The sequence below is a fragment of the Affinundibacterium fentianense genome (assembly GCF_018139545.1).
Taxonomy (GTDB): Bacteria; Pseudomonadota; Gammaproteobacteria; order Burkholderiales; family Burkholderiaceae_D; genus Undibacterium; species Undibacterium fentianense.
Genome location: NZ_JAGSPJ010000006.1, coordinates 231663 through 244221 on the forward strand (window position 1 = coordinate 231663; position 12559 = coordinate 244221).

Sequence of the window (12559 nt, forward strand, 5' to 3'; positions counted from 1 at the left end):
TGATGCACTAATCTGAATCGGAAATTGGTAAACAAGAAAGGCGTTCAGAATACTCTGAACGCCTTTTTTTGTGAGAATGTATTTCCCGGTTCTTTAATGCTTCGAAAGAAGCTTACTCGATGCTCTATCGAAAACTAGGGATGGTCTGTGGAACAAGCTGTTTGATGGGCTGTTCTTTCATCTTCTTCTGCAGGTAATTTAATGCAGCATCTAACTGTTTGTCTTCACCTCTGAAGCTAGAAAATGGCGGATTATCGACTTCGATGTCCGGTGATACACCGACTCCTTCAATTAGCCAGCGACCATCTTTGACATCGAATTGCGCATTTTCAGCGGCACGCACCATGCCATTGTCACTGAGTGTGTTGCGGTCTGATAACCACACGCCAGCTCCGGCGGTTCGCTTGCCAATTAGTGGTCCAAGATTGAGTGCTTTGACGCCAGCAGCAAATGTTTCACCGTCAGAATAAGTGAGTTCGTCAATCAGGACCACCAGATGACCTCGGAAGGTTTGCTGCATGTTCGCGTACGGTTGATTGCCTGCTGAAGACCAAAATGCCCAAGCCTTACGTAAGAGCTTTTCAATGATCCAACTGTCGATATTTCCCCCGTTATTTCGGCGAACGTCAATGATCAAGCCATCACGATCAAAGTTTGCGTAAAAATCGCGAGCAAAGCTTGCGACATCGGCAGGACCCATCGCACGCAAGTGGAGATAGCCAATTTTTCCATTGGAGGTTCGGTTGACTTTGCTGGCTAGACTCTGTTCCCAATCGCTGTAGCGTAAATTTGCTTGCTTTTGCATATTGATGGGCGAAACCAAAATGGTTTTGACGGTTTGGTTTGCGCGTTTAAACTGAAGTAATACTTGTTTGTCTGCCTGGTTAAGAAGTAGATCCGAAATATCACGCACACTGAGGACGTCTTTGCCGTTGATGGAAGTGATGATGTCGCCAACTTTGATATCGAAGTCAGGGTTGTCTAGCGGTGCTCGTTGGGATGGTAAGTCCGGCTCACTCTGATAAATGTGTTCGATTTGGTAGCCCTCTTTTGTTTTGCTAAAGACGGCGCCTAATCCAGCAGCCTGACCATCTGGTGTGGTACGACGTAATTCGCCTGGACGAATTTGCGAATGTAATGCACTTACTTCACTCACCATTAAGCCGAGCACATCGTTTAGTTCTGCTCGATCAGTCACACGGTCAACTAAAGGAGCGTATTTGTCACGTACCTTTAGCCAATCAACACCCCGCATGTTAGTGTCATAGAGAAAGTCGCGATGCATACGCCATGCATCCAAATACATTTGCTTCCATTCTTCGCGCGGGTTTAAATTAAAACTCCAATCATCTACTTTGATTTTCGCTTTACTTAAATCGCTAGGCGCTTTTGCGGCAGTGTCGACGACATAAAAATCCCCACTTCCTGCGCCTGTATGGAGCATGACACGTTTTTTGTCGAGAGACAGATCATAGTTGCGTACACCTGCAGCGAAGATTTCAGCTTGAGGAGAGGTTTTACTAATCGCCAAGGTTTTAAGATTGTTGCGACTACGGTCGCTGGCATCGCGTTCAAGGAAGTACAGACGTTTGTCATCAGCGACGAGACGTCGATAATTACCAGCCGCAATCGGTACTTCGTAAAGTCGTTCGGCTAAACCTTGATAGATAATGGAACTACCCGATTTCTTTGTGGCTTCGGTTTGCTTTGCGTCTTTATTTTCCTTGTTAACGTCCGTACCTTCAGCTTTGTCGACGTTTTTCTCTGCAACTTTGCTGAGCTCATCGTCTGCTTTAAATGGGAAACGATTACCGGGCTGCAAAGATAAAGCAAAGATCCCAGCACGTTTATCGAAATAAGTTCCCATATTCCGATCGCCCCATGGCGCACCGACGCCTGGTTGGAAATTGCGGTTTGATAGGAAATACAGCCACTTTCCATCGCTGGAGAATGCCGGTGATTCAGATTCGTATCGATCCGTCGTCACGAAGTGCAATTGTTTGGTTTCGAGATCGTACAAACCAATTTGATTGCGACCTTGTGAGCTATTGCCGCGTACGATGGCTAATGTCTTGCTATCGGGTGACCAAACGATTTCATCGTGGGTGCCGTTCCCATCTTTGGCTGCGTCGTCGATGATCATGTTCGATTTAGTCGTCAGATCTAGTAGCCATAAGCGGCCACGTTTATCGAAATGCGCTAACAATTTGCCATTCGGTGATGGCGCCATCGCGAGTCTATGGGTCTCACCATCTTTAGTGAGTTGTTCGGGCTTGCCATTCCCGTTTGCTGGAAAGCGCCATATTTCATTTTCCCCTGTGCTATCGACAAAGGCATAAACGTAACGATCATCGTGTGAAAATACCGCGTCGCGAGCGCGTGCACCCTCAGGTAGGAGAATATCAACTCGGCGTTGGTTGCCAGTTGCAGCAATTGTCATTTGTCCGCGTGCAGTGAAAACCAATTTCTCTTCTTTTCCAGCGACCTGTACGTTGGTCAAAAATTCCAAGGGATTTTTGATATAACGCTGGCGCGATTGATCGAAGTCTGAAACCAAATCGACATTGATTAATTTGTCGGTTTGATTGCTAATGTCGAGGATGTGTAAATTCGCACCAAGTTGATAGGCGATTTTGCCATCTCCTAGCTGGGGATTTCGTACTTCCCAATCACGATGCTTGGTGAGTGGGCGCACGTCGCTCCCATCGAGATTGGCAGAGTAGAGGTTGTAAGCACCATCTCGGTCGCTCAGAAAATAAAGTCGATTTTTCCATAGCATCGGACGGCGATGATTTGATTTTTCTTTAGCAAATAGATTTACCGCTTCTGATTGACTGTTTAGGTCAAATTTCCACAATTGCGCGAGCGCGCCACCTCGATAGCGTTTTGCATTGTCATTTCGCGTATGAAGCCCCAAACGTGTGAAATAGAGTGTTTTGCCACTTTCATCGAGCGCGGCTTCATTCGCATCCGTAACAGGATAAATTTGGCGGGCAAGTGACTGGGGATTGATCGCTGAAATAACGGTTTGTAGAATTGGGCCAACTGGATTTTGACTAGTCACCAAAACTTCGCCCTGTGCAGTCCAACCCAGAACCGTGACGGCTGTATTCTCAAAGCTAATGCGTCTCGGGATGCCGCCGCTGATAGGAATAACATACGCTTCAGGCGCTCCCTCGTAAGAAGCAGTGAATGCAAGCCATTTACCATCTTGCGAAATAGCAGGATGCGTTTCTGCTCCAAGATGGGTCGTGAGGCGTTGCGCGCTTCCACCTTGGACGCTCGTTTTCCAAAGGTCACCCTCAGCGGTAAAAACTACCGAGTCAGCTCGAATTGTTGGGAATCTGACATAGGCGTTGGTCGCTGGCATTGCGTAAGCCTGAGCAATCAGACTGCTTAATGACACACTAATGAGGAGGGATCGTATTTTCATGTTGAGGTGAATTATTGTAAGGATTTAGCAAACTAAATGAACAGCAAAACTGTTTGATATCAAGCTGCGTCTTTTGGGCTTAGTAAGAAGTTATCTATCTAATACAGTTGATTGTAAATTCAAGTTTTCGACATAAACACTTTAAATAAGTTCATGACGCTTGTCGCGTAAATGTGTCTAAATAATATTTCTATTTATTATGTCTTGCTGTACTTGAGGATAATTCAACGTGTTGTGGTGGTTCCTGCAATGTTGTTCATAATGAGAGAATTTCCCTAAATGCAACTATTTTGCTGAAAACTATGGTTAAATGGTTATGAATAAAAAATCCTTGAGAACTCCAGCACCATGCTAGTTGATGCCAGAATAGAGAAGCTGAATTTACTTTTTCGCCGAGCGCTGCATCTGCTTTTTGCAATGCTCATGATGTTACCGCTCGCACAAAGTCGAGCAGACGAAGCCAGTCAAAATCTGGTGTTAGTTGGCGAGGATGAATGGTATCCCTATGCCGCCTTGAAGGATGGTAAATTGCAAGGCTTGGCCGTCGATATTCTCGAGGCTGCCTATGCAGCCGTGAACGTTAAAGTGAGTTTTAAGAGTGCACCGTATGCACGTTGTTTAATGTTGGCAGAAAGTGGACAAGAAGTGGGCTGTTTTGATAGCCTAAAAGACAGTAAATTGATGAAGACTCTGCGATTTCATCAAGAACCCATCTTCAGGGCAGAAATTGGCATCTACGCTCGGGCAGACTCGATTGAGTTGAATCTCAAGCCCGCAGCATTAAAAGGAAAAATAGTTGGGGTGACGCATGGTTACACATACACTGACGAAGTAGATAATGACATATCGATTACGCGCGAAGTTGCTCCCACCGATTTATCTAATTTAAGAAAGTTAGTGCTAAAACGTTCTGACTATGCATTAATTTACACACGCGTTATGGATTACTTGATGAGCAAGCATGCGGGCGACTTGGCCGGGAAGCTTCGGCAAGTCGGATCGATAGGGCAAAATGACCTCTACGTCAGTTTTTCGAAAAAACATCCTGATGCACTCAAGTTTTCAATTCTGCTGGATCAGGGGCTACGTAAGATCAAGGCAAATGGCCTTTATCACAAGCTCGAGCAGAAATGGCGAATTCCAAATGAGCATTGAACTTGCTAATACCCTATTGTTTGGGCTGCTTCGTGCACAAGTTGCTTGAATAGATCATGTCGCATCCCTGCGATCTCACCACGGTCTAGTGCCGCCAAAATTGTGCAGCCTGGCTCAGTGTGATGATGGCAATTGTAGAATTTACAGCCACCTAAATGGGGCAGAAATTCTGGAAAAGCACGCTCTAGCATACCCTCACTGAGATGATGTAGGCCAAATTCTTGAAAACCCGGTGAGTCGATGACATAGCTGGGGTTTCCACCATAGTCTTCCATTTGAAACAATCGGGTGAAGGTGGTTGTATGCTTCCCTGTGTCTAGCGCTGCAGAAATTTCGCGGGTCGCAATTTCTGCATCTGGTATGAGCAAATTGATGAGCGAGGATTTGCCCATTCCTGATTGCCCAATTAAGATCGTACTTTGTCCTTGTACCAAGCTAAGCATGGTTGTGCGTGTTGCCTCGGGTGCAGCAGTCACAGATACCTCATGCACAGGATAGCCAAGTCGAGCATACAAGGCGACGCGCTCGCGTGCTTTGCTGAGGCTAGCAGTTACATCAATTTTATTTAAAACAATATGCGCTTGAATCCCAGAAGATTCCGATGCAACTAAAGCGCGCGATACGAGGTCATCTGAAAAGCTTGGTTCGGTTGCTACAACGATGATGAGTTGGGTCAAATTCGCTGCCAACATCTTCGATTTGTATTGATCGGAACGATAAAGCAAACTGCTGCGAGGAACGATGCCTTCTATGACGCCTTGGTTTGCAGAGGTGAGTTGATATTCGACCCGATCACCAACCGCAACATCACTCTTTTTTCCCCGTGTTACGCAGTGAAGTTTCAATTCTTTTGCCTGGACAAGGTAGTGACGACCATGTGCCGCGATCACCGTTGCTTGTTCGGTAGCGGCCATCTTTTTCTGCGGAGCGGAATGTTTTGCCATGGAGCGATTAGCCGAAAGTCTGAGTAAAAATCACATCAAGTTTTGCCGCGCAAATAAAATCATTCTCTGAAATCCCGCCTTTGCCATTGTTCACAGTGTGCGTGTCAAATTTTACGATGCAACGGTTATACGTGATGACCAATTCAGGATGATGATCTTCTTCATGAATAGTAAAAGCGATCGCATTCACGAACGCGAGAGTTTCATAGTAATTTCTAAATTCATAGGTTTTGACAATGCGCGGGCCGTCTTGGACCCAGCCCGGCGTTGCAGCGAAATAAGAGGCGAGTTCGTTATTCTGTAAACCCGTCTCTGTGTGAGCAGACTTTTTTGCAAGTAAATCAGTTGTTTTCATAGTGTTGTCTGTAGTTGTTGTATTAAAAATGCGATGAAATTCTGTAAGTAAGAATGCATGTTATTACGTAAGTTGACCGTGTTGATGGAGATGCGCAATGCGAATTGATGCAGGCGGATGAGAGTCATAGAAAGCAGAATGCAAGGGATCGGGTGTTAAGGTTGAGGCATTGTCTTCATATAGCTTGACAAGCGCAGAAACTAGATCCTGTGCGTTAGTGTGTTTTACGGCAAAAGCATCGGCTTCAAACTCGTGTTTGCGCGAGCTAATTGAGCCTAAAGGGGACAAAATGAAAGTAAATACGGGTAAGGTCAGCATAAACAGAATGAGAGCCATCGCATTCGTAGAATTGGCCAACATAATCGGGTCTACACTTAGTCCTGTATAAAACCAAATCTGCTGCTTTAGAAAGCCTAATAATGCGAGGAATCCGAGAGAAATAGCAAACATGATCACCATGCGTTTGATGATATGTTTTAATTTGAAATGACCAAGCTCGTGTGCCAATACGGCTTCCACTTCTGGAGGGGTGAGACGCTCGATTAATGTATCGAAAAACACGATACGTTTGGTGTCACCAAAGCCAGAAAAATAAGCATTCCCGTGTGCGCTACGCTTGGAGCCATCCATTACAAAAAGGCCGCTCGATGCAAAGCCTACGCGCTGCATCAGACTTTCAATTCTTAAGCGGAGATTGTCGTCCGCAAGTGGTGTAAATTTATTGAATAGGGGAGCAATCCAGGTTGGAAAAATCAGCATCATCAACAACTGAAAACCACTCCAAACTAACCACGCATAGAGCCACCACCACGCACCCGCTTTACCCATCAGACTTAATACGACCCAAACCAAGGGCAGGCCAATTGCAGCGCCGATCAGGCTACTCTTGAGCATGTCGCTGAAAAATAATTTGAGTGACATTTTATTGAATCCAAATTTTTCCTCTAAGACAAACTGGCGGTATAAATCAAACGGCAAGTCGAGAAGCCCACTAATCAACGCAAAACAGGTCAGCAGTGCGAGTTGAAAAGTCATGCCATCACCGAGTAATTGGAATAACGAGGATGCTAGCCATTGCAGGCCACCAAATAGGGTAAATCCCAGCAATACAATCACGCTAAAAAATAAGGATACTAAGCTGAATTGCGTTTTCGCGATTGTGTAATCCGCTGCTTTTTGGTGTGCTGTTAAGCTAATTTTTTCGATAAATTCAGGCGGTACTGCGTTTCGGTGGCGTGCAACGTGGCGAAGTTGTCGTGTGGCTAACCAAAATTGCAAACTAACTGTGAGGCCAAGAAAAACAACGAATAAAACCGAGAAGGTGTATGAATTCATGGGAAAATACTGATTTATCAGAAAAAATGTCGAAGACCATTGGCTATCTCAAAGTTTGCAAATGTTTTAAGCTTTGTACAGACCAAGGTCGAATTTGAGTTCTAGGAAGAATTATGTCACAAGAGAGCAATATCGAAGTAAATGAAACGATTAACACTGTTATCAGTAAGCCTACCAAGCCGAATGAAATGAATTTAATTTGGGTTGATATGGAAATGACTGGCCTCGATCCTGATAACGATAAAATTATTGAAATTGCAGTTGTTGTTACTGACATGCAATTAAACGTGTTGGCTGAAGGCCCCGTGTTCGCGATCCATCAGTCCGATGCCGTATTGGATAAAATGGATGCATGGAACAAAGGTACACATGGCCGCTCTGGACTAATTGATCGAGTTAAAGCATCGACTGTGACCGAAGCGGACGCGGAAAAAGCCTTAATCGCCTTTTTGAAGGCCTATGTTCCCGCAGGAAAATCTCCAATGTGCGGCAATACAATTTGTCAAGATCGCCGTTTTATGTTTCGCGGGATGCCAAAGCTGGAAGAATTTTTCCATTACCGTAATCTGGATGTATCGACACTCAAAGAACTTTGCCGCCGTTGGAAGCCAGCACTGGCAAGTGGATTCAAAAAACACCAAAAACATACGGCGTTGGCCGACATTGTTGAATCTATTGAAGAGCTCAAATATTATCGCGAACACTTCATTAAAGAGTAATGCATGTGGCGATAAGTCTACGCGCTCAACGTCATTTCTATTGAGACGATTGAATTCGACCCATGCGACTTACACGGCTTGTGGACTAGGTTTGCAAGTCGCGTGGTTCGAGTTTTAATTTACGTATCGTTAGTTGAATTAATAGAATTAAACACCTAGTAACTCGACTTCAAAAATGAGAGTCGCATTTGGAGGGATGACGCCACCTGCACCACGTGGACCATAGCCTAAGGAAGAGGGGATGGTTAATACGCGAGTTCCACCAACCTTCATACCTTGCACCCCTTCGTCCCAGCCTTTGATGACCTGTCCAGCGCCTAAAGCAAATTCGAACGGAGTGCCGCGATCTTTGCTTGAGTCAAATTTCTTACCAGCGCTTCCGTCTGGATTTTGTAGCCAACCTGTGTAGTGCACTTCGACATTGTTGCCTGCCGTTGCTTCAGCGCCCGTTCCTTCGACTTTATCTTCGTATTGCAATCCGCTGACTGTTGTAATTGATGACATCGTATTTCCTTTGCTTAATAATTGAAGAACAAACCAGAGTTGCTTATTTTAGTGGAAAACCAATAAGCTGATTTGATTTTCCCTTTCCAACTTGATGGGGCTCTTTGATGCAGACGAGGTAAAATACAATTTGTTCGTATTAAACAACCCCGAACAAAGTCAGCCTCGTGAGGCGATTTCCATCAATACGAAAGTGGTAATAATGAATGTGAATGCAGTGATGCGTGCTTGGGCACGTGCTTTGGCAGCGCAGTTTCGATTCAAAATACTGGCGTTAAGTCTAATTCCATTATTCATTTCCTTGTTCTTGTGGGGCGGTTTGATGGCTTGGCGACTGCAGGCTATATTCGACTTTATTCAAGCATATTTTTCAGAACATCAAGCCTTCGCTAAGGCGAGCGATCTGCTCTATTCGTTGGGTTTGCTTGCCCTAAAAACACTCATCGTCCCTCTTTTGTCGATGTGGCTGTTATTGCCAATCATGATAATGACGAGTCTGCTTTTTATTGGTTTGATGGTGATGCCCAGCATCGCCAAACATGTCGGTAATCGTGATTTTCCAGATTTGGAAAAACGTCGAGGCGCCAGCTTTCTATCGAGTCTGGGATTTTCTTTTGGGTCGTTTTTCTTATTTTCGCTGGTTTGGGTGGTTGTTTTGCCTTTGATTTTCATTCCACCGATTTATATGCTTGTCCAGCCCTTGCTATGGGGTTGGTTAACCTATCGCGTGATGAGTTACGACGCTTTAGCTGCGTTTGCTAGTCCAAAAGAGCGCCAACAAATCGTTGCAGAGAACCGTGGTTCCTTGTTGTGCATAGGATTAGTTGCAGGTTGGATTGGAAGCTTGCCGTCAATGCTGTGGATGGGCGGAGCGATGTCGATGACATACGTGCTGCTCTTTCCGATGTTTGTTAGCATGGCGATCTGGGTTTACTTGTTGATCTTTATTTTTACAGGATTGTGGTACCAGTATTACTGTCTCGCAGCACTTAAAGCTATGCGCCAGAGTAATGAGATAGAGTCAGACGTAAAAGAGAATGTCACTCAACTGGTTGATCTTGAATTCACGGAGAAAAGGTGAGGTAGAGTATGGGATTCGGATTAATTATTGTGGGCGATGAAATATTGTCCGGTAAACGAGTTGATCAACATTTGGCAAAGGTCATAGAGTTGCTGAAAGAACGTGGTTTGACTTTGGAATGGGCTGAATATGTGGGAGACAATCGAGCACGTATTATTTCTTGCTTACAGCGAAGCTTTAAGGGTGGCGATGTCGTTTTTAGTACAGGTGGGATTGGTGCAACTCCGGATGATCATACCAGACAGTGTGCCGCGGCTGCATTGGCAGTGCCGCTTGTTTTGCATCCAGAGGCAAAACGGTTGATCCAAGAACGTATTGTAGAAACGAATTCGCATCCAGAAAAAGTAGTGGATTTGAATACCCCCGATCATCTACATCGTTTGAAAATGGGAGAGTTTCCTGAAGGATCGGCAATTATTCCCAACCCTTTCAATAAAATTCCAGGTTTCGCTATTCGTCAGCATTATTTTGTTCCAGGATTCCCTGTCATGGCTTGGCCGATGATCGCATGGGTTTTAGATACGCATTACAGTCATTTATTTCATCAACATCAATATCTTGAGAAATCGACCCTGGTCTTTGAAATGGCAGAGTCAACTTTGACTCCCATGATGGAAGTCCTTGAGTCGAACTACTCGGGAATCAAAGTGTTTAGTCTACCGAGTGTTGGCAGTGATACTGTACGCAGACATATTGAACTTGGTGTGAAAGGTGAGCCAACTCAAGTTCAAGCGGCATTTGCTGAGATGTTGAACTCGCTGACAGAGTTTGGGGCGGAATTTCAATTAATTTGAATCGCGCGTAATCAAGTCTCGTTTATTTCAACTTGGGAAAACTTATGGCCAAGATCAAGTTCACGCTATTTTCCTTGAAAGACGCGGTTTTTGCTTTTGGACCGATTGCCTTGTTGTTATTGGCAATTGTGGTTTCCGCTTACTATTTGGTCGATCCAGCTCCCGGTAGAACGCTCGATTTTAGTGCAGGACAGGAAAACAGTGCGTATGAAATATTCGCAAAGCAATACTCAGAGGAACTCGCAAAGAATCAAATTGCATTGCGCGTTCATCAATCGCAAGGGTCACAAGAAAATTTAGAGAAAATCACTGATCTCGAATCCAATATCGATATTGGATTTGTGCAAAGCGGTTCAACCAATCAACTGGATGCTGAGGCGCGAGGATTGATCTCACTTGGTAGTTTATTTTATGAGCCAATCTGGATTTTTTATCGTAGTAAGAAAGAGTGGACCAGCTTCGAAGAGCTCAGAGGAAAACGAATTAATGTCGGACCAGATGGGTTTGGGGTGCGACGTTTGTTTCGCCAGTTGTTAAGTGTGAATAGTATGGAGGAGTCTGAAGTCCAGCTTCAACAAGATGAAAATACTCCGGCAACAGTCGCATTTATCGAAGGAAAATTAGATGCTTTAGTAATGAGTTCTGCGCCAGATTCGTTGTTGATACAGATGCTTTTGCAGACTCCCGGCGTTCGTTTATTTGACTTTGCTCAAGCGGAAGCTTATACCCGCCGATTTCCTTTTTTGTCCCATGTCATATTGCCACGGGGGATTGTTGATATTGGAAAAAATATTCCTGCCCGTGACTATCATTTAATTTCGCCAACGGCGACCTTAGTTGCCCATGAAAGTTTGCATCCAGCCTTGATTAGCTTGTTTTTGCAAGCAGCGAAAAAAATACATGGCGGGGCCAATTGGTTAAGTAGGCAGGGCGAATTTCCGTCTGACCGCTATACAGAAATCGCCGTAGAGAAACAGGCGGAAAAATTCTATAAAAGTGGCCCGCCGTTTTTACAACGTTATTTGAGTTTTTGGATGTCCAATTTTCTCGAAAGAATGTGGGTAGTATTGCTCGCGTTTGGCGCTCTCGCACTACCTTTGTCGAAAATCATTCCACCACTTTATGTATGGAGGATACGTTCTCGTATCTATCGCTGGTATGGACAATTGCGGTCTGTTGAGCATGCGATCGATGAAGCTAATGTCAAACAGCGCAAGCAAATTGCTCAGGATCAGATGAAGAAATTAGACGAGATTGAGGCAAGAGTGAATCAACTTTCAATTCCTCTTTCGTATGCGGAGGAATTGTATGGTTTACGTAGTCATATCAACTTTGTACGTCAACGTGTCGAAGTTTGTTTGTGAGAAAAAATAATTTTCAAGCTTGCCAGTGTCGTTGATGCAGGAACCGAGTTTGATTGAAGCATAGCCGATTGCAATTGCATGCCAAGAAAATATTCGGCGGCCAAATTGACCCCGTGCCTTTTTATACATTCAGCCTTATCGGCACAGAGACATACGAAAATGCAAAATGGAGGGGAGTATCTTGCATTTCCACAGGTAGGTGTATGTCTCCGTGCTCTTAAGGTTCTGTAGTCCAGTGATAAGCTGTTCACATTTTTCTGAGTGACAGATTTCTTTGACGGTGTTCGTTCGGGTTCCTAGGAATGATCTGTGGATAGAGACAATGGATTTGTCCTATCGCCTACGATCACCTTAGTACCAACTATTTTTTGCTCGTACTTGTCTGACTTGCTAGGAGTGTCGATATTTCTCTCGAAGATTGCTAAAACTACTTGAAGGGGCTTAGTGGAATGAATCTTTGGTACTGTCGTCCGGTACTTTCGACAATTTTTGAACTTTTTTATTAAAGAATGTGAATTTTTCTCGTCGAGTATTTGTCGGGAAAATCAAAATTTTGATCGTAGAGGGACGAGTAAATCACGTAAATTATTGTGATCGATTTCATACATGAGCGCGAGTAATCGTCCGATTTCACCGCGTGGAAAGCCTTCACGCGCAAACCATCCTAGGTAATGTCCGGGCAAATCAGCTAGTAAGCGTCCTTCATATTTGCCAAACGGCATAGTTTTATTCACTAAAGCAAGTAAGTCATCTGGATTCATAAGCAGAAAAAGAAAGAATACGCATGTTCTCTGAGCATTCTTCGTTGACTGCGCGTTGAATGCATTAAAAATTTGGGAAAGGGGGTGCTACAATCTTCGACGATTTTAACCTTT

At 44.4% G+C, this 12559-nt stretch carries 11 protein-coding genes; 5 read left to right on the forward strand and 6 right to left on the reverse strand.

Going from position 1 to position 12559, the window contains the following annotated elements; genetic code table 11:
• Positions 1-124: 124 nt before the first annotated feature.
• Complete coding sequence (locus KDM90_RS14720) at positions 125-3433, reverse strand: S41 family peptidase (RefSeq protein ID WP_212676376.1); 3309 nt, start codon at positions 3431-3433, stop codon at positions 125-127.
• 423 nt (positions 3434-3856) lie between these two features.
• Here KDM90_RS14720 and KDM90_RS14725 point away from each other — a divergent pair, with 423 nt between their 5' ends.
• Positions 3857-4588, forward strand: a complete 732-nt coding sequence (locus KDM90_RS14725; RefSeq protein ID WP_212676377.1) for a substrate-binding periplasmic protein — start codon at positions 3857-3859, stop codon at positions 4586-4588.
• A 5-nt stretch (positions 4589-4593) separates the two neighbouring features.
• On the opposite strand, the gene rsgA is transcribed toward KDM90_RS14725, so the two are convergent.
• The 3 genes from rsgA to KDM90_RS14740 all read right to left on the reverse strand — a co-directional run bounded on the left by rsgA (position 4594) and on the right by KDM90_RS14740 (position 7222).
• Complete coding sequence (gene rsgA, locus KDM90_RS14730) at positions 4594-5532, reverse strand: ribosome small subunit-dependent GTPase A (protein WP_230409825.1); 939 nt, start codon at positions 5530-5532, stop codon at positions 4594-4596.
• A 7-nt stretch (positions 5533-5539) separates the two neighbouring features.
• Entirely contained in the window at positions 5540-5887 is a 348-nt protein-coding gene (locus KDM90_RS14735; protein WP_212676378.1) for a 4a-hydroxytetrahydrobiopterin dehydratase, read from the reverse strand.
• A gap of 63 nt (positions 5888-5950) precedes the next feature.
• A complete protein-coding gene (locus KDM90_RS14740) occupies positions 5951-7222 on the reverse strand; it encodes a M48 family metallopeptidase (protein ID WP_212676379.1) in 1272 nt (423 codons plus the stop codon).
• A gap of 113 nt (positions 7223-7335) precedes the next feature.
• On the opposite strand from KDM90_RS14740, the gene orn reads away from it, so the two are divergent.
• Positions 7336-7941, forward strand: a complete 606-nt coding sequence (orn, locus tag KDM90_RS14745; protein WP_212676380.1) for an oligoribonuclease — start codon at positions 7336-7338, stop codon at positions 7939-7941.
• Positions 7942-8088: 147 nt separating this feature from the next.
• Here orn and KDM90_RS14750 read toward each other — a convergent pair whose 3' ends face one another.
• Complete coding sequence (locus KDM90_RS14750) at positions 8089-8445, reverse strand: FKBP-type peptidyl-prolyl cis-trans isomerase (RefSeq protein WP_212676381.1); 357 nt, start codon at positions 8443-8445, stop codon at positions 8089-8091.
• Between the two features lie 202 nt (positions 8446-8647).
• Here KDM90_RS14750 and KDM90_RS14755 point away from each other — a divergent pair, with 202 nt between their 5' ends.
• From KDM90_RS14755 to KDM90_RS14765, 3 genes are read left to right on the forward strand one after another with little or no spacing between them, the layout of a single operon-like run.
• Positions 8648-9526, forward strand: coding sequence for an EI24 domain-containing protein (locus KDM90_RS14755; RefSeq protein ID WP_230409826.1), 879 nt, complete (start codon positions 8648-8650; stop codon positions 9524-9526).
• A gap of 8 nt (positions 9527-9534) precedes the next feature.
• Positions 9535-10320 carry a competence/damage-inducible protein A gene (locus KDM90_RS14760; RefSeq protein ID WP_212676382.1) on the forward strand — a complete coding sequence of 262 codons (786 nt, stop codon included), beginning with the start codon at positions 9535-9537 and terminating at the stop codon, positions 10318-10320.
• A 44-nt stretch (positions 10321-10364) separates the two neighbouring features.
• Positions 10365-11684, forward strand: coding sequence for a TAXI family TRAP transporter solute-binding subunit (locus tag KDM90_RS14765; protein ID WP_212676383.1), 1320 nt, complete (start codon positions 10365-10367; stop codon positions 11682-11684).
• A gap of 545 nt (positions 11685-12229) precedes the next feature.
• Here the strand turns inward: KDM90_RS14765 and KDM90_RS14770 are convergent.
• Positions 12230-12445 carry a DUF3820 family protein gene (locus tag KDM90_RS14770; protein WP_212676384.1) on the reverse strand — a complete coding sequence of 72 codons (216 nt, stop codon included), beginning with the start codon at positions 12443-12445 and terminating at the stop codon, positions 12230-12232.
• Positions 12446-12559 lie beyond the last annotated feature (114 nt).